The 23,619-nt window shown below is 71.8% G+C and carries 18 protein-coding genes, 2 tRNA genes and 1 pseudogene; 12 read left to right on the forward strand and 9 right to left on the reverse strand.

Translation table 11 applies throughout. The features are described 5' to 3' along the window. Positions 1-106: 106 nt before the first annotated feature. Positions 107-508 (reverse strand): hypothetical protein, encoded by a 402-nt coding sequence (locus ACZ6S5_RS23120; RefSeq protein WP_466003567.1) that lies wholly within the window; start codon positions 506-508, stop codon positions 107-109. Between the two features lie 284 nt (positions 509-792). Between ACZ6S5_RS23120 and ACZ6S5_RS23125 the strand changes: the two genes are divergently transcribed. From ACZ6S5_RS23125 to ACZ6S5_RS23150, 6 genes are all read left to right on the forward strand, one after another. After that, positions 793-865, forward strand: a tRNA-Asn gene (locus ACZ6S5_RS23125). Positions 866-1,020: 155 nt separating this feature from the next. Beyond that, positions 1,021-3,159: an MMPL family transporter gene (locus tag ACZ6S5_RS23130; protein WP_466003569.1), complete on the forward strand. Its 2,139-nt coding sequence runs from the start codon at positions 1,021-1,023 to the stop codon at positions 3,157-3,159. Beyond that, positions 3,149-4,390, forward strand: coding sequence for an NAD(P)/FAD-dependent oxidoreductase (locus ACZ6S5_RS23135; RefSeq protein WP_466003571.1), 1,242 nt, complete (start codon positions 3,149-3,151; stop codon positions 4,388-4,390). The genes ACZ6S5_RS23130 and ACZ6S5_RS23135 overlap by 11 nt, the downstream gene beginning before the upstream one ends. A gap of 43 nt (positions 4,391-4,433) precedes the next feature. Further along, positions 4,434-5,381 (forward strand): hypothetical protein, encoded by a 948-nt coding sequence (locus tag ACZ6S5_RS23140; RefSeq protein ID WP_466003573.1) that lies wholly within the window; start codon positions 4,434-4,436, stop codon positions 5,379-5,381. Next, positions 5,378-6,922, forward strand: coding sequence for a M16 family metallopeptidase (locus ACZ6S5_RS23145; protein WP_466003575.1), 1,545 nt, complete (start codon positions 5,378-5,380; stop codon positions 6,920-6,922). Before ACZ6S5_RS23140 ends, ACZ6S5_RS23145 begins: the two co-directional genes overlap by 4 nt. A gap of 145 nt (positions 6,923-7,067) precedes the next feature. Continuing rightward, positions 7,068-7,144: transfer RNA gene (locus ACZ6S5_RS23150), tRNA-Ile, on the forward strand. Positions 7,145-7,260: 116 nt separating this feature from the next. Here ACZ6S5_RS23150 and ACZ6S5_RS23155 read toward each other — a convergent pair. Further along, positions 7,261-8,334 carry a DMT family transporter gene (locus tag ACZ6S5_RS23155; RefSeq protein ID WP_466003700.1) on the reverse strand — a complete coding sequence of 358 codons (1,074 nt, stop codon included), beginning with the start codon at positions 8,332-8,334 and terminating at the stop codon, positions 7,261-7,263. Between ACZ6S5_RS23155 and ACZ6S5_RS23160 the strand changes: the two genes are divergently transcribed. Beyond that, positions 8,333-9,739 carry an aminotransferase-like domain-containing protein gene (locus ACZ6S5_RS23160; RefSeq protein ID WP_466003577.1) on the forward strand — a complete coding sequence of 469 codons (1,407 nt, stop codon included), beginning with the start codon at positions 8,333-8,335 and terminating at the stop codon, positions 9,737-9,739. The genes ACZ6S5_RS23155 and ACZ6S5_RS23160 overlap by 2 nt on opposite strands. A 450-nt stretch (positions 9,740-10,189) precedes the next feature. Further along, on the forward strand, positions 10,190-12,787 hold the full coding sequence (gene rph, locus ACZ6S5_RS23165; protein WP_466003579.1) for a rifamycin-inactivating phosphotransferase: 2,598 nt from the start codon (positions 10,190-10,192) through the stop codon (positions 12,785-12,787). A gap of 690 nt (positions 12,788-13,477) precedes the next feature. On the opposite strand, the gene ACZ6S5_RS23170 is transcribed toward rph, so the two are convergent. Both ACZ6S5_RS23170 and ACZ6S5_RS23175 read right to left on the reverse strand, forming a co-directional pair. Next, positions 13,478-14,365 (reverse strand): LLM class flavin-dependent oxidoreductase, encoded by an 888-nt coding sequence (locus tag ACZ6S5_RS23170; protein WP_466003580.1) that lies wholly within the window; start codon positions 14,363-14,365, stop codon positions 13,478-13,480. Positions 14,366-14,479: 114 nt separating this feature from the next. Beyond that, positions 14,480-15,499: an aldo/keto reductase gene (locus tag ACZ6S5_RS23175; RefSeq protein ID WP_466003582.1), complete on the reverse strand. Its 1,020-nt coding sequence runs from the start codon at positions 15,497-15,499 to the stop codon at positions 14,480-14,482. A gap of 147 nt (positions 15,500-15,646) precedes the next feature. Between ACZ6S5_RS23175 and ACZ6S5_RS23180 the strand changes: the two genes are divergently transcribed. Beyond that, positions 15,647-16,234: a TetR/AcrR family transcriptional regulator gene (locus tag ACZ6S5_RS23180; RefSeq protein ID WP_466003584.1), complete on the forward strand. Its 588-nt coding sequence runs from the start codon at positions 15,647-15,649 to the stop codon at positions 16,232-16,234. Between the two features lie 293 nt (positions 16,235-16,527). Here ACZ6S5_RS23180 and ACZ6S5_RS23185 read toward each other — a convergent pair whose 3' ends face one another. Then, positions 16,528-17,388, reverse strand: coding sequence for a hypothetical protein (locus tag ACZ6S5_RS23185; protein WP_466003586.1), 861 nt, complete (start codon positions 17,386-17,388; stop codon positions 16,528-16,530). Continuing rightward, a complete protein-coding gene (locus ACZ6S5_RS23190) occupies positions 17,385-17,894 on the reverse strand; it encodes a SigE family RNA polymerase sigma factor (RefSeq protein WP_466003588.1) in 510 nt (169 codons plus the stop codon). Before ACZ6S5_RS23190 ends, ACZ6S5_RS23185 begins: the two co-directional genes overlap by 4 nt. A gap of 169 nt (positions 17,895-18,063) precedes the next feature. On the opposite strand from ACZ6S5_RS23190, the gene ACZ6S5_RS23195 reads away from it, so the two are divergent. After that, entirely contained in the window at positions 18,064-18,576 is a 513-nt protein-coding gene (locus tag ACZ6S5_RS23195) for a cupin domain-containing protein (RefSeq protein WP_466003590.1), read from the forward strand. A 68-nt stretch (positions 18,577-18,644) separates the two neighbouring features. Then, on the forward strand, positions 18,645-19,031 hold the full coding sequence (locus ACZ6S5_RS23200) for a hypothetical protein (RefSeq protein WP_466003592.1): 387 nt from the start codon (positions 18,645-18,647) through the stop codon (positions 19,029-19,031). A gap of 112 nt (positions 19,032-19,143) precedes the next feature. Here ACZ6S5_RS23200 and ACZ6S5_RS23205 read toward each other — a convergent pair whose 3' ends face one another. The 3 genes and pseudogenes from ACZ6S5_RS23205 to ACZ6S5_RS23215 form a co-directional block, all read right to left on the reverse strand. Further along, entirely contained in the window at positions 19,144-20,031 is an 888-nt protein-coding gene (locus ACZ6S5_RS23205; RefSeq protein ID WP_466003594.1) for a glycine betaine ABC transporter substrate-binding protein, read from the reverse strand. A gap of 76 nt (positions 20,032-20,107) precedes the next feature. Further along, entirely contained in the window at positions 20,108-21,001 is an 894-nt protein-coding gene (locus ACZ6S5_RS23210) for an ABC transporter permease (RefSeq protein WP_466003597.1), read from the reverse strand. A gap of 71 nt (positions 21,002-21,072) precedes the next feature. Continuing rightward, positions 21,073-22,242 (reverse strand): annotated as a pseudogene (locus ACZ6S5_RS23215) (quaternary amine ABC transporter ATP-binding protein); the annotation flags it as partial. A gap of 629 nt (positions 22,243-22,871) precedes the next feature. Between ACZ6S5_RS23215 and ACZ6S5_RS23220 the strand changes: the two are divergent. Continuing rightward, positions 22,872-23,579 carry a helix-turn-helix transcriptional regulator gene (locus tag ACZ6S5_RS23220; RefSeq protein ID WP_466003599.1) on the forward strand — a complete coding sequence of 236 codons (708 nt, stop codon included), beginning with the start codon at positions 22,872-22,874 and terminating at the stop codon, positions 23,577-23,579. Positions 23,580-23,619 lie beyond the last annotated feature (40 nt).

Below are 23,619 nucleotides of genomic sequence, written 5' to 3' on the forward strand. Positions count from 1 at the left end.
CCCCCCCCCCCCCCCCCCCCCCCCCCCCCCCCCCCCCCCCCCCCCCCTCCCCCCCACCCCCCCCCCCCCCCCCCCCCCCCCCCCCCCCCCCCCCTGGCCGGATGTGTCAGAGGGTGCTGCCGTTGGTGCCCGTGCCGGACGACTTGGTGCTCGTGCTGGTGGTGGTCGAGCCGGTCGCGCTGGTGGAGCCCGTGCCGGTCGAGCCGGACTTGGCGCCGACGGCCGCCGGCGTGCCGGCGAACGGCTTGTCGGCCGCGGTCAGCCCCGGCTTGCTGCCGTTGCCGCTGCCCAGCTTCTCGCCGAGCTTGGTCTGCCCCAGCTTGTCCTTGCCCTCGGCGTAGAGCCGGGTCGCCTGGGCCTGCGCGACCCCCGCCGCCTCCTGGACGGTCGGGTGGTCGAGCACCTTGCGGCCCCGGACCACCAACTCCTCGTACTTCTCCCGGCCGGCACGGGCGCCCAGGACGAATCCCGCAGCCAGCCCGCCAAGGAACATGATCTTTCCGCGCATGGCGGCTCCTTTCGTACCTGACGCGCCGCCGTCCCCACCGGGTGGTCCCGGCGGGAGCGACCATCTCGCGCCTGCGTCCTCTGTCGGCGGCTAACTACCCATCCTGCTCTCCGCTCATGCCTCCTTGTGCCGAGATGACGATTTGTCCGTATTGTCGGCGGGTTGGCGGCTCCAGGGGGCGTCCGGGTCGATGCGGTAACCCCCTGGCGCACCACCCCCCGATGTCCTGTACTCTTGTCCCCGTCGCACGGCGCGGAGAGATCCGGCAGCCGGGCGGTGCACGATCCCCTGTAGCTCAATTGGCAGAGCAGCCGGCTGTTAACCGGCAGGTTATTGGTTCGAGTCCAATCGGGGGAGCTTCCGCTCCACACGACGCCCGTCGGCCCAGGCCGACGGGCGTTTCTCGTGGCACTGGTTTTCGCCCCCGCGCCTGCTTCCGCCCGGCAGGATGGTCGCTGTCGACTTAGACTCCCGATGCGTCGATTCGTGCGTCGATTCAAGGTTGGGTGGAGATGGCCGGAGGACGGAGCCGCTGGACGGCCACGCTGATCGCGCTGGCGGTCGTACTCGGCTGGCTGGTCGTCGGCGCGATCGCCGGGCCCTACTCCGGCAAACTCGGCGACGTCGCCACCAACGACAACGCCTCCTTCCTCCCGGCCAACGCGGAGGCGACCCGGGCCCAGGACCTCTCCGCCGGCTTCGTCGAGCGGGAGACCACCCCGGCCCTCGTCGTCTACGAACGCACCTCCGGCATCACCCCCGCCGACCAGCAGCGCGTCCAGGCGGACGCCGCCCGGTTCGCCCAGGTCCCGGGCGTGGTCGGCCCGCTGCCGCCACCGATCGTCAGCGAGGACCGCCAGGCCGTGCAGGTGATCGTCCCGATCGACAGCTCCGAGGGCGAGCAGATCCGCGCGGTCGTCGACAAGCTGCGGGAGATCGTCGGCCCCAGCCGGGACGGGCTCACCGTCGACGTGGCCGGACCCGCCGGACTGCTCGCCGACCTGATCCAGGTCTTCACCGCCATCGACGGGCCGCTGCTGCTGGTCACCCTGGTCGTGGTGCTGATCATCCTGCTGATCGTCTACCGCAGCCCGGTGCTCTGGATCTTCCCCCTGCTCGCCGCCGGCATGTCGTACGGGCTGGCCTCGGTCTTCGTCTACCACCTCGCCAAGAACGACGTCATCAAGCTCAACGGGCAGGCGCAGGGCATCCTCACCGTGCTGGTCTTCGGCGCCGGCACCGACTACGCGCTGCTGCTGATCGCGCGCTACCGCGAGGAACTGCACCGGCACGAACGGCCCTGGGACGCAGTGCGCACCGCGTGGAAGGGGGCCGCCCCGGCCATCGTCGCCTCCGGCGCCACCGTCATCGTCAGCCTGCTCTGCCTGCTGCTGTCCAGTCTCAACTCCAACCGGGCACTCGGCCCGGTCGCCGCCGTCGGCATCGCCGCCACCCTGCTGGTGATGCTCACCTTCCTGCCCGCCCTGCTGCTGCTCGGCGGACGCTGGGCGTTCTGGCCGCGCCGGCCCCGCTTCGACCAGGCCGACCCCCGGACCGAGCACGGCATCTGGGGGCGGATCGCCGGCTTCGTGGCCCGGCGGGCCCGGACCGTCTGGATCGTCACCGCGGTCGTCCTGGCCGCGCTCGCGATCGGGGTCACCCAACTCGGCGCCACCACCCTCGGCCAGTCCGACCTGTTCACCAACCGCACCGACTCGGTGGCCGGCCAGGAGGCGATCGCCCGGCACTACCCGGCCGGCACCGGCAGCCCGGCCACCATCTTCACCAACCAGGCCACCGCGCGGCAGGTCGCCCAGGTGGCCCAGGGGGTACGCGGAGTGTCCTCGGTCCTGCCCCTCACCCAGCAGGGCGCGGCCGGGCCGCCGAACCCGAACGCGCCCCCCAAGGTCGTCGACGGGCGGGTGCAGCTCAACGTCACCCTGGCCGACCCGCCGGACAGCAACGGCGCCGAGCGGACCATCCGCGATCTGCGCGCGGCGGTGCACCGGGTGCAAGGCTCCGACAGCGTGGTCGGCGGCTTCACCGCGATCAACGTGGACACCGCCGACGCCGCCACCCGGGACCGCAACGTCATCATCCCGGTGGTGCTGCTGGTCATCGCGGTCATCCTGGCCCTGCTGCTGCGCGCCCTAGTCGCCCCGCTGCTGCTGATCGCCACCGTGGTGCTGTCGTTCCTGGCGACGCTCGGCCTCTGCGCGCTGATCTTCCGGTACGTTCTCGACTTCCCCGGCGTCGACCAGTCGTTCCCGCTCTTCGCCTTCGTCTTCCTGGTCGCCCTCGGCATCGACTACAACATCTTCCTGATGAGCCGGGTTCGCGAGGAGTCCGTCCGCCGGGGCACCCGGGCCGGCGTGCTCGCCGGGCTCGCCGTCACCGGCGGCGTGATCACCTCCGCCGGCATCGTGCTCGCCGCGACGTTCTCCGCGCTCGCCGTGCTGCCGCTGGTGGTCCTCGTCGAGCTGGGCGTGGCGGTGGCCGCCGGGGTGCTGCTCGACACCATCGTCGTCCGGTCGCTGCTGGTGCCCGCGCTCGCGTACGACATCGGGCCGAAGATCTGGTGGCCCGGCCGGCTCGCGAGGAACAACCGCGACGGCGACCGGACCGGCCCGGAGGTGGAACGTGTCCGGTGAGACCGACGTCGTCATCGTCGGCGGCGGCCTGGCCGGCCTGGCCGTCGCCCGCCGGCTGCACCGCGCCGGCGTACCGTGGCGGCTGCTCGAGGCCGCCGACCGGCTCGGCGGCCGGGTGGCCACCGACGAGGTCGACGGCTACCTGCTGGATCGCGGTTTCCAGGTGCTCAACAGCGCATACCCGCGGCTGGGCGGCCTGCTCGACCTCGGCGCGCTCGACCTCGGCTGGTTCACCGCGGGCGTGCTCGTCCGCCGCGGCGACCGCCTCGAGCGGCTGGTCAACCCGCTGCGCGAGCCGGCCGGCGCGCCCGGCACCGTCGCCGCCGGGATCGGTTCGGTCGCCGACCGGCTGCGCTTCGCCGCCCTGGCCGCCGGCTGCGCCATCCTGCCGGTCGGCCGGCTGCTCAACGCGCGCGAGACCACCAGCGAGGTGGCCCTGCGCCGGGCCGGGCTCTCCGACACGATCATTGAGGAGCTGCTCCGGCCGTTCCTCTCCGGCGTACTCCTCGACCGGGAGCTGGCGACCTCCAGCCACGTGCTCGCGGTGCTGCTGCGGGCGTTCGCCCGCGGCCGGATCGGCCTGCCCGCCCGGGGGATGGCCGCGCTGCCGCAGGCGATCGCCGGCCCGCTGCCGGCCGACCTGATCGAGCTGGACAGCCCGGTCACCGAGGTCGCGCCCGGCCGGGTCCGCACCCGGGACGGCGATCGGGCCTGCCGCGCCGTCGTGGTCGCCGTGGACCCGCCCGCGGCGACCACGCTGCTGCCCACGCTCGGCCGGGTACGCATGCACAGCTACACGACCTACTACCACAGCACCGACACCCCGCCCCTGGCCGAGCCGATCCTGCTGCTCGACGGGGAACGCCGCGAACTGGTCGCCAACACGGTGGTGCTGAGCAACGCCGCACCCACGTACGCGCCGCCCGGGCGGCACCTGGTGGCCACCTCGGTGGTCGGCCCGCAGGCCCCGCCCGAGCCGGCCGTCCGGCGCGAACTGGACCGCCTCTACGGGCGCTCCACCGCGGACTGGACCCACCTCACCACCGTCTCCGTCCCGGCGGCGCTGCCCGCCGCGCCGCCCCCGCAGGGCCGGCTGCGCAAGCCGGTCGCGCTCGGCGACGGGCTCTTCGTCGCCGGGGACCACCGGGACACCCCGTCGATCCAGGGCGCACTGGCCAGCGGTTGGCGTACCGCCGGCGCGGTGCTGGCGGAGCTGCGCGCCGCGGGCTGACACAGGGCCCACCGACGGCGGGTTGATCATCTAGGATCCCGCCGTGCCCCTCCCGCCACCGCTCGACCGAGATCCGGAAGCCGCGTACCCCGAGGTCGCGGCCCTGCGCCTGGCGTTACGCGACCACGACTGGCCGGCGCTGCGGAAGGTCTTCGCCGACGCGGACGCCGCGACCGCGAGCCACCTGGCGGATGTCGCGGGGGAGTGGGGCGGGGTGGAGAGCCTCCTGCAACTGCGGCTGCGGGACGAGCCGGAGAGCCCGCTCGCCCGCACCCTGCTCGGGGCGGCCCTGCTGCAGGCCGGCTGGCGGATCCGGACCCGGGCGACCGCCGACCGGGTCAGCGCCGACCGGTTCGCCCGGTTCCACGACCACCTGCGCCGCGCCGAACAGATCCTGATCGATGTGACGGCACAGTGGCCGGACGACGTGACGGCCTGGACGCAGCGCATCACCACCGCGCGAGGGCTGGAGCTCGGGCTGGCGGAGGCCCGCCGCCGGTACGACCGACTCGCCCGGCACCAGCCGCACCACCTTCCCGCGCAGACGGCGCTGCTGCAACAACTCTGTCCGAAGTGGGGCGGCGACTGGTCGGCGGTCGACACGTTCGCCCGGAGCTGCACCGAAGCGGCGCCGCCCGGGGCCGCGCAGGCGGTCCTCGTCGCGCAGGCCCACCTCGAACGGATCATGGAGTGCGCCGACCTGCGCGGCTTCCGCGACTACCTGCGGTCGCCGGACGTCGCCGAGGAGATCCACGCCGCCGCCGACCGGTCCGTGCGGCATGCCGACTTCACGCACACGACCGGTTGGGTGAGCGTGCGGAGCACCTTCGCGTTGGTCTTCCACCTGATGGCGGAGCACCGGGCGGCCCGGGAACAGTTCGACGCGCTCGGCCCGTACGGCACCCCGTCGGTCTTCCGCTACCTCGGCGACCCGGTGGCCCGGTTCGGGCAGGCCCGCACGGAGGCCTACGCGAAGGGCGGGGACCGGTGATCCGGCAGCTCGAGGTCGACGGGGTGCCCACCCTGCTCGCGCCGGCGGCCGGGCCGGTCCGGGCCGGGCTCGTGTTCCGGGTCGGCGTCGCCGACGAGACACTGGCCCGGCGCGGGATCACCCACCTGCTGGAGCACCTGGCGCTCAGCCCGCTCGGGCCGCTGGACCACGACGCCAACGGAACGACGGAGGCGCTGTTCAGCAGCTTCGTGGTGCGCGGCGGCCCGGAGGAGATCGTCACGTTCCTGCACACCGTCTGCCGCAACCTGTGTGAACCGCCCACGCACCGGCTGGACGTGGAGCGCGAGATCATGCGGGTGGAGGAGGGCGGCCGCCCGCGCGGCGGCCTGGACCGACTGGCCCTGTGGCGACACGGTGCGCGGGACCACGGGCTGGTCGGCTATCCCGAGTACGGCCTGCCCGGGGTCACCGGGGACGAGGTCCGGGAGTGGGCCGCGAGCCGGTTCACCCGGGGCAACGCGGTCCTCTTCCTCACCGGCGACGAGGTGCCCCGAGGGCTGCGGCTGCCGCTGCCCGAGGGCGAACCGCGGCCCGTGCCCGCGCCGTCGTCGGCACTGCCGCAGACACCGGCGTACTTCTCGGACGGCGTCGGGCTGGTCGCCCTCGACGCGGTGGTCCGGCGGCGGGCCGCCGCCGCGATCTACGCGAGTGTGCTGGAGCGGGAACTGTTCCGCTCACTGCGGCAGGAGGACGGGCTGTCCTACCAGGTCGCCGCCGGCTGTCAGCCCCGCGGCGACGGGACGGCGAGCCTGCGGGCGTTCGCCGACTCGTCCCCCGACAAGCAGGACGCCCTGCTCGGCGGCTTCGTCGACACGCTGGCCACCCTCCGGGTGGGCCGGATCGCGCCGGCCGACCGGGACGTCGCGGTGGCCCGGCGTCTCGATGCGCTCGCCCACCCCGAGGCGGATGCCGACCGGCTCCCGGGGTGCGCCCGGGATCTCCTGACCGGCGCACCCGTGCGCGACCTCGACGAGCTGCGGGCCGAGCTCGCCGCCGTCACCGTCGACGACCTGCGGGAGGTGGCCCGCGAGGCGGCGGCCTCCGCGCTGCTGCTGGTGCCCGAAGGGCTCCGGGCCGACTGGGCTGGCTTCACCGCGGCGCCCACCTCCTCCGACGACTCCGTCGAGGGCATACTCCACCAGGGGAGGGACGGCCACAGCGAGCTGATCGTCGGGGCCGACGGCGTCACCGGCGTCGATGGCGAGGCCCTGGCCACCGTCCGGTACGTCGACTGTGCCGCCCTGTTCGTCTGGCCCGACGGGGCCCGCCGGCTCATCGGCGACGACGGCATCGTCGTACACGTCGAACCGAACCTGTTCGAACCCGTGCCGGACCTCGCCGCGGTCGACCAGGCGGTGCCCGCGGACCGGCACGTCGCCATGCCGGCCCGGCCCAGCGGTGTGATCCCGCCTCCGCCTCCGCAGTCGGGTCGCCTCAGCCGCATGGTCCGCTCGGCACGGGAGGCCGGCAACACGGTCACCGCCTGGCTGTCCGCCACCCTGCTCGATCCGGGGCGGTGACGCTCCGGCCCGCGGACCGCCGCGGTGGCCGGTCCGCTGCACGCTGTTATCCTCGCGTTGCCCATCGTGTCGGCCGATCATGCGGCGCGGGCCGTTCGGTGGTGGCCGGTGATCCATCTGGCGGGTTACGATCCGGCGCGGTAGCGGGGCGGTAGCTCAGCGGGTTAGAGCAGGGGACTCATAATCCCTCGGTCGCGGGTTCGAGTCCCGCCCGCCCCACCACGGAAACGCCCTGCTCAGCTGTGCTGCCGGCGACTGATCTGCTACGCAGCTCTGCCACGTGATGTGCGACAGGTCCCAGTCGTCCAGGTAGCAGCTGGCCGATGATCAACGCCCCGTCATGCAGAGTTGAGTGTGGCCCGGTCCGTTAGGTCGGCACGCTCAGGGGCTGACGGGTGTGGTCGGCCGCTCGTGGGGGTGCCTTGTGCCGGGAGCGGTCCCGCGCATGGGGGTGGAAGGGTGCGATGCACCGCGTCAGCGATGGCGTCCAGGTTTGTTGCGCGCGCGCTGCGGGTGCGCTGAATCAGTACGACGCAGGCCAGCACGACCAGCGCCACCCCGATCGAGGCAGGGGTGACGGTCTCTCCGAGCAGTAGCGCGGACCAGAGCAGGGTGAGTACCGGCTGTGCGAGCTGGATCTGGCCGACCTGGGCGATGCCACCTCGGGCTAGACCTGCGTACCAGGCGAAAAAGCCCAGGAACATGGAGATCGCGGTGAGGTATCCGAACGCCGACCAAGCGGCGGCGTCGGCGCGCGGTGGGTGGGCCGAGGCGGCGACGAGCGTGATGAGCAGGGTGACGGGCAGCGAGAGCAGCAGCGCCCAGCAGATCGTCCGGGCGCCGCCCAGTTCCCGGGCGAGCGCGCCGCCCTCGGCGTATCCCAGCCCACACAGGACGACCGCCGCGAGCAGGAACAGGTCGGCGGCCGAGAGTGCGCCGTGCACCGCTCCGCTGGTGGTCAGGAAGGCGAGCACCGCCACCAGCCCGCCGGCGCTGGCGACCCAGAACAGCAGCGGTGGGCGCTCGCCGGCCCGCAGTACCGCGAACACGGCAGTCATGGCGGGCAGCACGGTGATGACGACCGCGCTGTGCGCGGAGGTCTGGGTCGTCAGTGCCAGCGAGGTGAACAGCGGGAAGCCGACGACGACGCCAAGGGCGACGATTGACAGCCGCCGCCACTGGCTACGAGTGGGTCGCGGCGCGCCGGTGAAACGTAGGTACGCCCATGCCAGTAGCGCCGCACCGACGGCCCGACCGAAGGCCACGAACCACGGGTCGAGTTGCTGCACGGCGACGCGGGTGGCGGGCAGCGAAATGCTGAAGGCGAGCACGCCCAGCGCGCCGAGGGTGAGGCCGATGACCCGACCCGCCGTTACCGTTGTTGCGACAGTAGCGCTACTCTTGTCCTTCATGAACAACGGTAACGCAGTGGACCGCGTTATCCAAGATCTGCGCGGGCTCGTGGCCGTCTCGGACCCCGGAACTCGGCTGCCCTCGGTGCGCGAGTTGACCGCCCGGCACCAGGCCTCGCCGGTGACCGTCGCCGAGGCGGTCCGACAGCTGGTAGCGCAAGGGCTGATCGAGACGCGTTCGGGGAAGGGCACCTTCGTGGCCGCCTCACCGGACGAGCGACGCGCCCCCGACCTGTCCTGGCAAACCGTCGCGCTTGGCCCCTGCCGACCAGGCGAGAAGGAGATGCAGGCGTTATTGGCGTTACCGCGGTCGGGAGCGATTCCGCTGTCTGGCGGTTACCTGGACGCGGATCTGCAGCCGGCTGCGGCGCTCGGCGCCGCGCTCACCCGCGCCGCCCGGCAGCCCGCAGCGTGGCAGCGCGGACCGGCCGAGGGGCGTGAGGACCTACGCGCCTGGTTCGCCCGTGAGGCCGGGGCCCGGCTGCGCGCCGACGACATGGTGATTTGCCCGGGCGGGCAGGCTGCGCTGTCATCCGCGTTGCGCGCTCTCGCCGCACCCGGCGACACCCTGCTCGTCGAGTCTCCGACTTACCTGGGGGCACTGGCCGCAGCCCGGGCGGCTGGGCTGCGGGTGGTACCGGTGCCCGCCGACGCCGACGGCGTACTTCCCGACCAACTCGCCGCCGCGTTTGCTCGCACCGGCGCCCGACTGTTCTACTGCCAACCGCTCTACGCCAACCCGACCGGTGCGACCCTGGCTGCTCACCGCCGAGCCGAGGTCGCCGATGCCATACGCGACGCCGGAGCGTTCCTGATCGAGGACGACTACGCCCGCGACCTCACCATCGATGGAGAGGCTCCGCCACCGCTGGCTGCCGATGATTCTGACGGGCACGTGATCTACCTGCGCTCACTGACCAAGTCCGCCGCTCCCGGCCTACGTGTCGCCGCGATCGGTGCCCGCGGCCCAGCCGGTGCCCGGCTGCGCTCGGCCAGGTTGCTCGACGACTTCTTCGTCGCCGGCCCGCTGCAGCAGGCCACGCTGGAGTTCGTCACCGCCCCGGCCTGGACACGGCACCGCCGCAACCTGCGCACCGCGCTGCGGACACGGCGCGAGGCGCTGCTGACCGCACTGCGCCGGCACCTGCCGAAACTCGCCCCACCGACGATCCCACGCGGCGGCCTGCACCTATGGGCCCGCCTGCCCGACGGCACCGACGACGTCGCCCTGGCCGTCGCAGCTGCCAGCGAAGGCGTCATCGTCTTCCCCGGCCGCCCCTGGTATGCGGCCGAACCCCCGGCGTCGCAGCTGCGCCTGACCTACGCTGCAGCCCCACCCGACCTCATGGACGAGGCCGTCCGCCGCCTCGCTCGCGCCGTCAGACAAGAAGCGACACGTTCTTAGCCTGCCTACTGCCCAGAGGTTCGCTCCTCCGGCTCGCCTAACCGCACCGTTCGGCCAGGCGGGATAGGCGGACTTGAACTCCCGGGTCACCAGCGTCATGAGCGCGACGTGTTGGGCCCGTAGACATCCGCCTGGACCAGAAGTTCGCCCGTCACCCCTTGGGGAGCAGCGGGGTCTGGCTCGGCAACGCGGCGACTGGCCGTCGATCCCACCCGCGGCGAACGCGGCGGTGCCGCGGACGGCTAAGGCAAAGGCAAGGAGATCTCTCTCCCTGCCACTTTTAACGTATAGCGCATCGGGGGGCTTGCGGCAAGACCCGTGTTGTGGCGCAGAATCGTCGGCCGAGGCCACAACCTGCGGAAATGGGGCATGACGTGCGTGGTGCGGGTGTGCGCCCCGCCCGACTGGGCGGAGCGGCCGCCGACGCACGGCTGCCTCGGAGGTATCGCAATGATCGAGCAGTACGTGTTGGATCTTCGAGACGTTGACGAGATGCAGGTCGCGGTCGTTGGCGGCAAGGGCGCGCACCTGGGCGGACTGTCTCGGATCGAAGGCATCCGCTTGCCGGCTGGCTTTTGCGTGACGACGGACGCCTTCCGGCGGATCATGGCGGAAGCGCCGTCGGTCGACGATCGGCTCGATCAGCTGTCGCGCCTGAACCCGGACGACCGGGAGGCGATCCGCACGCTCAGCGCGGAGATCCGCCGGACCATCGAAGGGATCGCCATCCCCGACGATCTGGCGGCGGCGATCACCCGCGCGCTCGCCCAGTTCGGTGAGCAAGCCGCCTACGCCGTCCGATCCAGCGCGACGGCAGAGGACCTGCCGACGGCCTCCTTCGCCGGCCAGCAGGACACGTACCTCAACGTCGTGGGGCCGGCGGCGATCCTCCAGCACGTCAGCCGGTGCTGGGCGTCGCTGTTCACCGAGCGGGCCGTGACCTACCGCCAGCGGAACGGCATCGACCACCGTACGGTCCACATGGCCGTGGTCGTGCAGCAGATGGTCTTCCCGCATGCGGCCGGCATCCTGTTCACGGCTGACCCCGTCACGGGCAACCGGAAGGTCGCCACCGTGGACGCCAGCTTCGGTCTCGGTGAGGCCCTGGTCTCCGGCCTGGTGAACCCGGACGTCTTCAAGGTGCGCGACGGCGAGATCGTCGCCAAGGCGGTCGCCGCCAAGCAGCGTGCCGTTCACGCCCTGCCGGCTGGCGGTACGCAGGAAGTGGCGATCGGCCCGCAGCGGCAGGAGCAGCCGGCATTGACGGACGCGCAGGTCGTGCGGCTCGTGCAGCTCGGCCGGCGGATCGAAACGCACTTCGGCCGCCCGCAGGACATCGAATGGTGCCTGGTCGGCGAAGACTTCCAGATCGTCCAGAGCCGGCCGATCACCACGCTGTTCCCTATCCCCGCGGCCCGCGACGCAGCGAACCACGTCTACATCTCAGTCGGCCACCAACAGATGATGACCGATCCCATGAAGCCCCTGGGAGTCTCCGTGTGGCAGCTGACGGCCATGGCGCCGATGCACGAGGCCGGCGGGAGGCTGTTCGTCGACGCCACCCGGGGCCTGGCCTCGCCTGCGAGCCGCGCCGGCCTCCTGAACGCCGCGGGGAGATCCGATCCGCTGACCAGGGACGCGCTGGAGACCGTCCTCGACCGCGACGACTTCGTCCCGTCGCTCCCGGACGCGGGTCCCGGTGGGCCGCCGGCCGGCGGCGCGTCCGCCCCGATCGAGACCGATCCAGCCATCGTCACCGAGCTGATCGAGCGCAGCCAGGCGTCCATCGCCGCCCTGCGGCGCGACATCCGGACCAAGACCGGACCGGCGCTGTTCGACTTCCTGCTGGAGGCGTTCCAGGAGCACAAGCGAGTCCTCAGCGATCCGCTGAGCATGCAGGCGATCATGGCGGGGATGGAGGCCACCTGGTGGCTCAACGACCAGCTGCAGGACTGGCTGGGCGAGAAGAACGGGGCCGACACGCTCACCCTGTCCGCCCCTGACAACGTCACCTCGGAGATGGGACTGGCGCTGCTCGACGTCGCCGATGTGATCCGCCCGCACCCGGAGGTGGTGGCGTTCCTGCAGGGCGTCGAGGACGAGGGCTTCCTGGACGACCTGCCGAAGCTCGCGGGCGGGACCGAAGCGCGCGACGCCATCGAGGCCTACCTCGACCTATACGGCATGCGCTGCGTCGGCGAGATCGACATCACGAGGCCGCGCTGGCGCGAGCGCCCCACCACGCTCGTGCCCCTGATCCTCGACAACGTTAGGAACTTCGAGCCGGGCGCCGCCGCGCGGCGCTTCGAGCAAGGGCGGCAGGAGGCACAGAAGAAGGAACAGGACGTGCTCTCACGCTTGCGGGCCCTGCCCGACGGAGAGCGGAAAGCCGACGAGACCAAGCGGATGATCGACCGGGTCCGGACCTTCATCGGCTACCGGGAGTACCCGAAGTACGGCATCGTCAGCCGCTACTTCGTCTACAAGCAGGCCTTGCTGGAAGAGGCCGAGCGCCTCGTGCAGGCCAACGTGCTCCCTGAGAAGGAGGACAGCTTCTACCTCACGTTCCAGGAGTTCCACGACGTCGTGCGCTCGAACAGCGTGGATGACCAGCTCATCCAGCAGCGCAAGGACGCGTTCCGGTCGTACCACGCGCTCACGCCGCCCCGGGTGCTCACATCTGACGGCGAGGCCGTCGCCGGCGCGTACCGGCGCGACGACGTGCCGGTCGGTGCCCTGATCGGCTTACCGGTTTCCGCCGGGACCATCGAGGGAAGGGCCCGCGTCATCCTCGACCTGGCGGAGGCCGATCTCGAGGCGGGCGACATCCTGGTCACGGCCTATACCGATCCCAGCTGGTCGCCCCTGTTCGTCGCGGTCACGGGACTGGTGACGGAGGTGGGCGGCCTGATGACCCATGGTGCAGTGATCGCCCGGGAGTACGGCTTGCCTGCCGTCGTCGGTGTGGTAGATGCCACCCGGCTTATCCGGGACGGGCAGCGGATCCGCGTCCATGGAAGCGACGGGTACGTCGAGATCCTGCCTTGACCGACCACATCGAGGCAGCGCACGACGCGATGGACGTGAGGCATGGAGAAACGCTTGACGGCCTCGGTGTCGGGGCGGTTCCTCAGGCGTAGCCCGCAGCAGCATGTACACGACCACGCTCAAGGCCAGCAGCGCGACGACCTGGGCGACGAGGCCGATAGACACCCACCTGGCCTTCCAGTTGTTGCCTTCGCGAAGACCACTGATCGTCAGCACCTGCATCGTGCCGACAAAGTTGCGGGCGGCCACCTCGGTGTCAAGCGCCCATCGATCGTTGAGCATCCTGTCCAATGTGGCGGGTCAGGGAACCTCGTAAAACCTGTTCCAGCTAGCCAAGATCCCAGCCGCGGCTGCCGCCGTCAGCGAGACGAGTGCAAACACCAAGGGCCCAAGGGCGCTCTTCGGGAACTCGTGGTCCCAACCAACCCGGACGAATGCCACTACTGCTGTCAGCAGCGTAACGAGGCCACCGGAAGTGGTGACCAGGGAGACGCCACGGGCATCGCAAGCGGTACGACGTTCCCGCTCCGCCTTCAGTCCGGCCTCGATGAAGGCCCCGTAGGTCTTACCTTGGTCGCTCAACGAGTCTCGCGATGAGGACGTCGATGGGGGCGCTCCTCCGCGGCGGGCCACGGCCCGACATGAGCCGAAAGTGCGCGTAGCCCCAGAGTGTGGAGGGGGCCGGGCCCGTCACGCGCCCGTCTGGTCCGACGTCGTGATGAGCTCGTCGGCGACCCACCGTGCGACGTCGGCGGGATAGGGCGCGGGCAGCCCGAGCACGATGTGGTGGAAGCCGGCGTCGATCGCTCCGCCGATCGCGTCCCGGGTGGTGCCGGGCCGGTCGTAGGAGACCGGCAGCTGGATCGAGCGGGTGACCGAGGCGGGGTCGCGACCGATCTCGGCGCAGTAGCGGTCCAGCAGCGCGCTGCGGCGGACGGCGTCGTCGAGATCGCCGCCGGGAATGTTCCACAGGTCGGCGTGCTTGGCGGCGACGCGCAGCACGGCGGCGGAGCGTCCGCCGACCAGGATCGGCGGGTGGGGGCGCTGGACGGGTCTGGGGTTGCCGAACGCCCCGGTGAGGCGGACATAGGTGCCGTGAAAGTCGAACGGTTCGGTCTCGGTCCACAGCCGGCGGACGACCGCGCACGCTTCGGCGAGGCTTCCGACGGCGTGGGCGGAGTCGTGGAAGGGCAGGCCGTGCGCGTCGTACTCGCGCCGGGCCAGCGGGTGTCCGGGTCGTGAACCCGCGCCGATACCGAAGTCGAGCCGTCCGCCCGAGACGATGTCGACGGTTGTGGCGATCTTGGCCAACATCGCGGGCGGCCGGAACCGGTTGCTGGTCACGAGCAGGCCGAGGCGCAGTCGTCGGGTCTGCGCGGCGAGGGCCGCGAGCAGCGTCCAGCCTTCGTAGGCCGGTCCGTTCGGGTCGCCGCCGATCGGCATGAGGTGGTCGAACAGCCAGGCGTGCTCGATCTCCGGGATCGAGTCCGCCTCCCGCCAGACCCGCAGGACGTCGTCGTAGCCGACCTGTGCCGGGGCGGTCATGATCCCGAAACGGGGTCGGGGTGTCTGCGGCATGAGTCCGTTCGTCCTTTCCGCGAAATGGGTCACGGGTCGACGCGGCCGTCGCGACGCGTCGGGGCGGCAGGGGGCGCGCCACTGCCCGCCTGCCGCCCCGGACGCGACGAGCGATCAGCGGCGTCGTTGCGCCGCGTCGAGCAGCGCGGGCGGGGTGTCGTGCTTCTGGTGCGGGGCGAGGTCGACGCCGGGAGCGACGATCGCGTCGATCGCGTCGAGCACGTCGGCGGAGAGCACGGTGTCCGCGGCGGCGAGCTGGGAGCGCAGGTGGTCCATGGTGCGGGGGCCGATGATCGCGCTGGTCACGGCGCGGTGTGCGGTGACGAATCCGAGCGCGAGTTGGATCATGGTCAGGCCGGCCTCGTCGGCGACCGTGGCGAGCTGCTCGACGGCGTCGAGCCGGGCCCGGTTGGCGGGGATGGCGGTGTCGAAGCGTTGCGGCATGAAGGCTGAGCGGCTGGTGGTGATTTCCCGGCCCTTGCGGATCGCGCCCGACAGCCAACCCGAGGCCAGCGGGCTCCAGGCCAGCACGCCGAGTCCGTACTGCTCGGTCACGGGCAGGACGTGGGTCTCGATGCCGCGCTGCAGGATCGAGTAGCTGGGCTGTTCGGTGACGTACCGGCCCAGGTGGTTCTCCCGGGCGGCCCACTCGGCCTGGACGATGCGGTACGCGGGGAACGTCGAGGAGCCGAAGTAGCGGATCTTTCCCGCGCGCTGCAGGTCGGTCAGCGCCGACAGGGTCTCCTCGTCGCTGGTCCTCGGGTCCCACCGGTGGATCTGGTAGAGATCGACATGGCCGACGCCGAGCCGGCGCAGGCTGTCGTCCAGCGCGGTGACGAGCCAGCGGCGCGAACTGCCCTGATGATTGCGCTCGTCGCCCATGGGCATGCTCGCCTTCGTGGCCAGCACGATGTCGTCGCGGCGGCCGGCGATGGCCTTGCCGACCAGTTCCTCCGACTCGCCCTGGCCGTACATGTCGGCGGTGTCGATGAGGTTGATCCCGCCCGCCAGGGCGGCGTCGACCATGGCGGTGACCTCGTCCTGGGTGGTACGCCCCAGGCTGCCGAAGTTCATCGCGCCGAGCACGAGGCTGCTGACCTGGACACCGGTGCGGCCCAAGGTGCGGTACTGCATGATTTGTCCCTCCTTGAGGGGGTGAAGCGCGTGGCTTGGTGCCGGCTCGCCCGTTCTGGCATGCTGAACAAGCGGAGCCTTGTTCCGCTAAACACAATACGGAACACGGTTCCGTTTGCCAAGCGGAGTGACGGAGGTGGCGGCGCGGTGGTCGACATCGACAGCGGAGCGGGGTCGTCAGGCCGGCGGAAGCGGGCCGACGCCCGGCGGAACAAGGAGACCCTGCTGGACGCGGCCGCCGCGGCCTTCGTCGCCGCCGGCGTCGACGTGCCCGTTCGCGACATCGCCGCCCGGGCCGGCGTCGGTGTCGGCACGATCTACCGCCACTTTCCGACGCGGGCCGACCTCATCGTGGCCGTCTATCGGCACCAGGTCGAGGCGTGCGCCGAGGCCGGGCCGGCACTGCTGGCGAACAGCGGCACCCCGTACGCCGCCCTGGCCAGTTGGATCAACCTCTTCGTCGACTTCCTGGTCACCAAGCACGGCCTCGCCGAGGCGTTGCAGTCCGACGATGCCGCCTTCGAGACCCTGCACGCCTACTTCCTCGACCGCCTCGTCCCCGTGTGCGCCCAGCTGCTCGACGCCGCTGCCGCCGCGGGCGAGATCCGCCCCGACGTGGGCGCCTACGAACTGCTGCGCGGCGTCGGCAACCTCTGCATCGGCGCGGACAACAACCCCCGCTACGACGCGCGTCGCCTGGTCGGACTCCTCATCGCCGGGCTGCGCGTCCAGTAGGGAGCCGGCCGCGAGGCCGTCAGGTGCCGCGCGAACCCTCAGCTCATGGGCGCATGTTGTCACGCGGCCCGGCGGCCACCGCACGGTCGCCGCGATCGTTCCCAGGGACTTACCGATCAAGAGCGGCCGGCCGCCGACCGCGTCGAGCACCGGGGCCACCTTCCCGCGCACCCAGCCCTCGGTGTCCGGCTCGGAATACCGGGGCAGCCCTCGCCGGGTGCCGCCGGGGTCGGATCCCCTGACGGCCCCCGGCGAGAAGGCCCGCGCAACGGACGGCGTCGGCCGTCACCCGGTCACTGCAGGTGGAACCGTTCGTCCATGGCGAGGGCCGCCAGTTGCGGCACGGTGAACGGCATTGCGTCCAGCCCGTGCTGGGGGCTGCCGAATATCGGGCTCTGCGCCACGAAGGTGACCGACCCGTCCGGGTGCCGGTAGGCCGACCACTGTTCGAACCGCCGGTCGACGGTGGGACGGACGACCACCCCGACCTTGGCGTCGCCGACGGTCACCACCTGGCACTGGCCCTGCATGCCCCAGAACTGCCGGGTCAGCGCACACGGTTCGGTCGGAAGCCTGTTCCCGCGGGTGTAGACCTCGACGAGCACGCGCCCGGTCCGGTCCCCCTTGCCGACGGCGGCGGCGGACGTGTAGCGCCACACGTCGACGCCCTTCACCTTCTCCTCGAACTGGGCCTGGCTGCTGCGCGGCGGATCGTCGTCCACGGACTGGTTCGCCGCGTTCTCCGGCACCACGTACCCGGCCGGCACCACGGCGATGAGCTCGTTGAGCAGCCGGACCGCCTGGTCGTACCGGGTGCCGGCCCTCGCCGTGCGGTCCTCCTGCGGGCGGCCGTCCGGCCCGGTCGGCCACGCCTCGGCGGTGTCCCTGTCCGACGGGTTCGGGTTGGGCCGCGGCCCGGGGCCCGCCGGGCTCACGCCGCCGGTACCGGGGATGCCGGCCCCCGCGGTGCCGACCGCCACGACGCTGGCGACCGCCAGCACCACCGCCGCGGACCCGGCGCAGGCCCATCCGGTACGCCGGCGCGCGCGGGTCCGTCGTGCCGCGCCGAGCGCGGCGGCCGTGTCCAGCGGTGGCGGCGGGGCGGTGGCCGCCATCTCGTGGCGGAGCGCCTCGCGCAACTCTTCCCCGTTCATCGTTCCCCCTTCTCCATCGTGCTGTATGCGGGCAGTAGAAGGCCGCGCAGATTCTCGAGGCCACGGGCCGCCTGGCTCTTCACCGTTCCGGGCGTGCAGCCCAGCAGCGCGGCGGTCTCCTCGACCGATAGGTCCTCCCAGTAGCGGAGCACCAGGACCGCCCGCTGGCGGGGCGCCAGGGCGGCGAGCGCCTGGAGCATCACCAACCGGTTCTCCGGCGATTCGGGCGGCGTCGGCCGTTCGGCGTCCTCACCGCCCACCCGTTCGCGCCGCCACCAGCCCCGCCGCCGCTCGTCCAGGAAGGTCCGGACCAGGATCTGCCGTACGTAGGCGTCGAGCACCTCGTGCCGGGAGACCCGCTTCCAGGCCAGGTAGAGCTTCGTGAACGCGGTCTGGACCAGGTCCTCTGCCCGGTGCCAGTCGCCGCAGAGCAGGTACGCGGTGCCACGCATCGCATCCGACCTCGCGGCGAAATATTCCGCGAACGCCATATCGCGATCGCTCATGCAAACCTCCTATCCCCGATGCGAGATAGTCACGCCAGGACCGGCTCCGGAGGTTGCGCGTGGGCACGAAATTGGCGCACCGGAGCGGCGCGCGATTGGCCCTCGCCGGTGGGTCGGCCGGTCCGTAGCGTCGGTCCGACCGAGCTCAGACCACGCGAGGTGAGGCACGATGTCCTACCCACCGTCACCGTACGCCGGCCCCGCCGGAGCCGTGACCGCCACGGTGCGCCGCGCCGCCGCGCCGCCGGACCTCGCCATCGGCGTCCGGACCCGGGTGTCGCACCTCGCCACCGGAGCGACCACCGACGGCCGGTTCGGTCTCTACCGCTGGGACATGGCCGCCGTCCCGGCCCGCGACGGCCGGCCCGGCGGGCATTACCACCGCACCTTCGCCGAGTCGTTCTTCATCCTCGACGGCACCGTCTCGCTCTACGACGGTGACCGCTGGACCGACGCCACCGCCGGGGACTACCTGTACGTGCCGCCGGGCGGCGTCCACGCCTTCGCCAACGAATCCGGTGCCGCCGCGTCGATGCTGGTCCTGTTCAGTCCCGGCGCACCCCGGGAGGCGTACTTCGCGGAGCTGGCCGACATCGCCGCGGCCGGCCGGGAACTCTCCGAGCAGGAGTGGGCCGAGCTGTGGGCCCGCCACGACCAGTATCCGGCCGGGACGATCGGCTGATCTCCGGCCGGGTCGATGAGTACGAAGACTCATGCACCCGGCCGGCGCGGGCGGAAGGATCAGGGCCCATGACGACACGTACCCTGCTCGGCAGCCTGCTCCTGGCGGCGGCGACGGCCGGCGCCTGGCTCGCCTGGCTCAGTTGGGACACCGGCTACCGGGTCGACCCGGTGACCGGCGCGACCAGCGGCCCGTACGCGGTGTGGCAGGTGGCCGGGTGCGTGCTCACGCTCGCCGTGGTCGCCGCCGCCGGTGGCTGGTGGCTCGGCCCGTGGCTGGTCGCGCCGGTGATGGCGATCGCCTTCACCGTTCCCTGGGCCGTGCACGCCGCGTCGATTGATGGCAGCGGGCTGTGGGCCGTGGGCGCGGTGCTGGTGCTGGTCGGCACGGCGGCCGGCGGCGGGGCGGTCAGCCTGGCCGCCCACCTGCTCCGCCGACGACTGGCCGGCTCGTGACCCCGGCACCGCCGCCGTACCCACCCCCACCTGCCCGGGCCCGGGGGACCGCGCGCCGGGAACGACGAGGGGCCCCGCCGAACCGGCGGGGCCCCTCGTGGTCATGCGGTGCTCAGGAGAGCGTCTTGAGGTAGTCCGGGTTGGCCTTCAGCCACTCCGTCACGGCCTTCTCCTCGTCACCCTTGTGGGTGTTGAACATCAGGTCCTCCAGGGACCCGAGCTGCTGCCCGTCCATCTTGAACTTCTTCAGCATCGCCGTCACGTCGGGGAAGTCCTTGCCGAAGCCCTTGCGGGCGAAGGTGTTGATCTGCTCGGCCTGGCCGAGGGTGCCCTTCGGGTCGGCGAGGTCCTTCAGTTCGTACTTGGCGTACGCCCAGTGCGGGTGCCAGAGGGTGACCACGATCGGCTTCTGGTCGGCGATCGCGCCGTCGAGCGCGGCGAGCATGGCCGGGGTGGAGGAGGTCTTCAGCTTCATCGCGCCGTCCAGGCCGTAGCCGGGGAGCACCTTCTCCTGGGTGGCCTTGGTCAGGCCGGCGCCCGGCTCGATGCCGATCATCTGCCCGCCGAAGGTGCCGGCCTTGGCGGCCAGGTCCTCGAGCGAGTCGACGCCCTGCACGTACTTCGGCACGGCGATGCTCAGGCTGGCGTCGTCGTGCCAGACGCCGAGCTTCTCCAACTTGTCGCCGTACTTCTCCAGGTAGGAGGCGTGCGTCTGCGGCAGCCAGCCGTCCAGGAACAGGTCGATGTCGCCGCCCGCGAGACCGCCGTAGACCAGACCGGCCTCCAGGTTCTTGAGCTGGACCCGGTAGCCCTTCTCCTCCAGGATGTGCTGCCACAGGTGGGACGCGGCGATCGCCTCGTCCCAGGCCATGTAGCCGATGGTGATCTTCTTGCCGTTGCCGGACGCACCGTCCGACGAGTTCCCGCAGGCGGCGGCGCCGCCCAGGGCCAGGGTGGCGGTCACCGCGAGCGCGAGGACCCGCTTCAGGGTCGTGAACACAGGTAATCCCTTCCTGTTTCGGGGTTGCCGGCGGACCCGCGTACGCGGGAACAGGGGTGCCGGCGAGGGGCGACGGTCAGGCGGCCTGCCGCGCGAGGCGCTGCGCCCGCGCGGACGGGAACCGGTCGCCCACGGAGTCGGTGAGCCGGTCGAGCACCACGGCCAGGACCACGACGGCGATCCCGCCCTCGAAGCCGCTGCCCACCTCGACCTGGGAGAGCGCGAACATGATCACGTCGCCGAGACCGCCGGCGCCGACCATGCCGGCGATGACCACCATGGACAGGGCCAGCATGATGACCTGGTTGACCCCGGTCATGATGGTGGGCAGGGCCAGCGGCAGCTTGGTGCGCAGCAGCACCATCCACGGCGGCGCGCCGAACGACTCGGCGGCCTGGACGATCTCCTTGTCGACCTGGCGCAGGCCCAGCTCGGTCAGGCGCACGCCGGGCGGCATGCTGAACACCAGGGTGGCCAGCACGCCCGGCACGGTGCCGATGCCGAAGAAGAAGATCGCCGGAATGAGGTAGACGAACGCCGGCATGGTCTGCATCAGGTCCAGCACCGGCCGGGCCAGCGCGGAGGCCCGCTTGTTCTCGGCGACGAAGACACCCAGCGGGATCGCCAGCAGCAGGGCGAGCACGCTGGCCACGAGCACCTGCGCGAGCGTGCTCATGGTCTCCTCCCAGTAGGGCATCCCGGCCACCAGGCCGAGGCCGACCGCGGTGCCGAGGCCGAACTTCCAGCCGCGCAGCCACCAGCCGAGCGCGGCCAGGACCAGCACGACCGCCACCGCCGGTACGCCCGTGAGCAGGTCGCTGAGCGGGCGGACCAGGGCGTCGACCACGGTGGCGACCCCGTCGAAGAACGGGCCGAGGGCGCCGGTGGCCCAGTCGACGGCGGACTCGGTCCACTCGCCCAGCGGCACGCGGGGCAGCCAGCTGTCGAGCGGCGACTGCGTGATACTCATGCCGCTTCTCCCTTCGGGCCGACGAGGTCGACCTCGTCCACCGCGGCCGGCTCGTCCGGGGTGGCCGCGGCCAGCGCGCTGAGCAGGGTGATCCGGGGGATCACCCCGGTCAGCCGGTCGCGCTCGTCAAGCACCGCCACCGGGTGCTGGCTCTCCGCGCAGTCGGCGAAGAGGTCGGCGACCGCGGTGTCCTCGGTGACCGTGCGGACCCGCTCGACGGAGACGTACCCGTCGAGGCTCGGCCGGCCCTCGCGGAGCGCGCGCAGCACCTCGTCCTCGGTGACCGTGCCGAGGAACCTCTTCATCGGCCCGGTCACGTAGACCACCGAGGTCTGGCTCTCCCGCAACGCCTTGGCGGCCAACCGGGGGCCGGCGTTGACGTCCAGGACGTGCTGGGGCTTCTCCATCACCGACGCGGCGGTGAGGATGCGGGTCCGGTCCACGTCGGCGACGAACTGCGCCACGTACCCGTTGGCCGGGTCGGTGAGGATCTCCTCGGCGGTGCCGATCTGGACGATCCGCCCGTCCCGCATCACCGCGATCCGGTCGCCGAGCCGCATCGCCTCGTTGAGGTCGTGGGTGATGAAGATGATGGTCTTGCCCAGCTCGGCCTGCAGCTCCAGGAGCTGGTCCTGGATCTCCCGGCGGATGAGCGGGTCCAGTGCCGAGAACGCCTCGTCCATCAGCAGGATGTCGGTGCCGGCCGCGAGCGCGCGGGCCAGCCCGACCCGCTGCCGCATGCCGCCGGAAAGGTCGTGGGGGAGCTTGTCCGCCCACTCTTCCAGGCCCACCATCCGCAGCGCGTCCATGGCCCGCTCGCGCCGCTCCGCCTTGGGCAGCCCGGCGACCTCCAGCGCGTAGCCGGCGTTCTCCAGCACCGTCCGGTGCGGCATGAGCGCGAAGTGCTGGAAGACCATGCTGATCTTCTCCCGGCGCAGCTTGCGCAGCGCGGCGGGCTTGAGCGTGGTCAGCTCGACCCCGTCGACCCGCACGCTGCCCTTCGTGGGACGGAGCAGGCCGTTGAGCATCCGGATGAGGGTCGACTTGCCGGAGCCGGAGAGGCCCATCACGACGAAGATCTCGCCGGGGCGTACCTCGAAGGTCGCGTCGATGACGGCGGCCGTGGCCGGCAGCCCGGCCAGGGCCTCGGCGCGGGGCGCGCCGGTCGCCAGGCGTCTTACCGCTTCGTCAGCTCGATTGCCGAATATTTTGTAGAGCGACTTCACTGCGAGCGCGGACACGATCCCCTCTCCGACAGAAACCGTTGGCGGATCGCGCCATCGGTGACCATCTTCGCGTCTCGTCCGTCGATATCAACATCGGTCACATTAATTGGGCCATGGGGGCCGGCCGAGAAACCTACCGACGTCATCGCGGCAAAGCTAGTCGGTACTGCGGGGAATGTGGATCTGCACACAAAAATCTGTGGTCGAATTCGGTCGTCGGTGCACGTCCGGTACGTGCTCCTCCGGATCGCGAGCGGGGAGTTTCCTCGCCTCCCGCGCCGTTGGTCCGCTCTCGCCGGGCCTCGTCGACTCGGGGTGCCTGCCGCTGTTCGTCCCCGAATATGAAGACATCTATCGAAAATCGTATTTCCATGCGACTCCGCCGCGGGATTCCGCCACTTCGGTCCATCGGAGTTCCGGATCCCGGCTGTTGCCGCCGAGGGATCGCCGTGCGTGGATTCGGCGACCGGAACGTATTCGCCGCGCATCCCGATCGCCCGCGGCGGGACAGGGCCGGGCGGGGCGATCGTGCCGCCGGTGAGCGGGCTTGCGGTGCTGTGTCAGGCTGGCCCGCGGAGGAGTCCGGAAGGGTGCCGCAGTGGGTGAGCCGACGCTGACAACGGGCGGGAGACCGTCCGGCACGGATGAACTGGCTGTACGCGCGCAGGGCGTTGCAGCGGGCGGTGTACGCGCGGGTCCTGGCCACGGATCCGGCCGACCCCGATGCCGCCGTACGGCTCTTCGCCGCCGGACTGGGGCGGATCATCGGGCGGCTGCCGGCCCTGGAGCGGGCCACCAGGTCGGTGGTCTACAACCTCAGCACCCGGGCGGTGTTCGATCCGCTGCGCCGGGAACGGGAGCCGAACCTGCACACCCGGGCCCGCGGCATCCAGGGTTGCATGATCGCCAACCCCAACGACTACCTGTCGCTGGTCGCCGCCGTCCACCCCGACACCTGGGTGGCGCCGGCGGTGCGGACGACCGGGATCGTCATCGACGAGCGCCTGGCGCTGTTCCCGGGCCCGCCCACCCCGGACCAGCAGGCGACGGCCTGGCTCTGCCGGGACCAGGACCTGATCATGGAACTGTGCCAGTTGTGGTGGGAGACGAAGCGGCAGGCGGTGCCGATCCGCGACGCACCGGGCGTGCTGCCGCTGTCCGAGCGGCAATTGGAGGTCGCCGCCCTGCTCAGCCAGGGCGCGAAGGACGCCGCCATCGCCCGCCGGCTCGGGGTGTCGCCCCGCACCGTGACCAGCGACGTCTCCCGCCTGCTGGACTCCTTCGGGGTGGCGACCCGATGGGAGGGCGGCATGGTGCTGGGCCGCGCCTGTCCGCCCGCGCTGCTCGGCTGAACCGGTCGCCGGTCCGCCCGTTTCGTCCGGCCGGGCATAC

The sequence above is a fragment of the Micromonospora sp. NPDC051924 genome, assembly GCF_055586005.1.

Bases quoted from the DNA above. Each gene is read 5' to 3' on its own strand.
- rph (WP_466003579.1), top strand. From the start codon at position 10,190: ATGATCGAGCAGTACGTGTTGGATCTTCGAGACGTTGACGAGATGCAG.
- ACZ6S5_RS23200 (WP_466003592.1), top strand. From the start codon at position 18,645: ATGACGACACGTACCCTGCTCGGCAGCCTGCTCCTGGCGGCGGCGACG.
- ACZ6S5_RS23130 (WP_466003569.1), top strand. From the start codon at position 1,021: ATGGCCGGAGGACGGAGCCGCTGGACGGCCACGCTGATCGCGCTGGCG.
- ACZ6S5_RS23170 (WP_466003580.1), bottom strand. From the start codon at position 14,365: ATGCCGCAGACACCCCGACCCCGTTTCGGGATCATGACCGCCCCGGCA.
- ACZ6S5_RS23185 (WP_466003586.1), bottom strand. From the start codon at position 17,388: ATGAACGGGGAAGAGTTGCGCGAGGCGCTCCGCCACGAGATGGCGGCC.
- ACZ6S5_RS23210 (WP_466003597.1), bottom strand. From the start codon at position 21,001: ATGAGTATCACGCAGTCGCCGCTCGACAGCTGGCTGCCCCGCGTGCCG.
- ACZ6S5_RS23120 (WP_466003567.1), bottom strand. From the start codon at position 508: ATGCGCGGAAAGATCATGTTCCTTGGCGGGCTGGCTGCGGGATTCGTC.
- ACZ6S5_RS23195 (WP_466003590.1), top strand. From the start codon at position 18,064: ATGTCCTACCCACCGTCACCGTACGCCGGCCCCGCCGGAGCCGTGACC.
- ACZ6S5_RS23160 (WP_466003577.1), top strand. From the start codon at position 8,333: ATGAACAACGGTAACGCAGTGGACCGCGTTATCCAAGATCTGCGCGGG.
- ACZ6S5_RS23190 (WP_466003588.1), bottom strand. From the start codon at position 17,894: ATGAGCGATCGCGATATGGCGTTCGCGGAATATTTCGCCGCGAGGTCG.
- ACZ6S5_RS23220 (WP_466003599.1), top strand. From the start codon at position 22,872: ATGAACTGGCTGTACGCGCGCAGGGCGTTGCAGCGGGCGGTGTACGCG.
- ACZ6S5_RS23155 (WP_466003700.1), bottom strand. From the start codon at position 8,334: ATGAAGGACAAGAGTAGCGCTACTGTCGCAACAACGGTAACGGCGGGT.
- ACZ6S5_RS23175 (WP_466003582.1), bottom strand. From the start codon at position 15,499: ATGCAGTACCGCACCTTGGGCCGCACCGGTGTCCAGGTCAGCAGCCTC.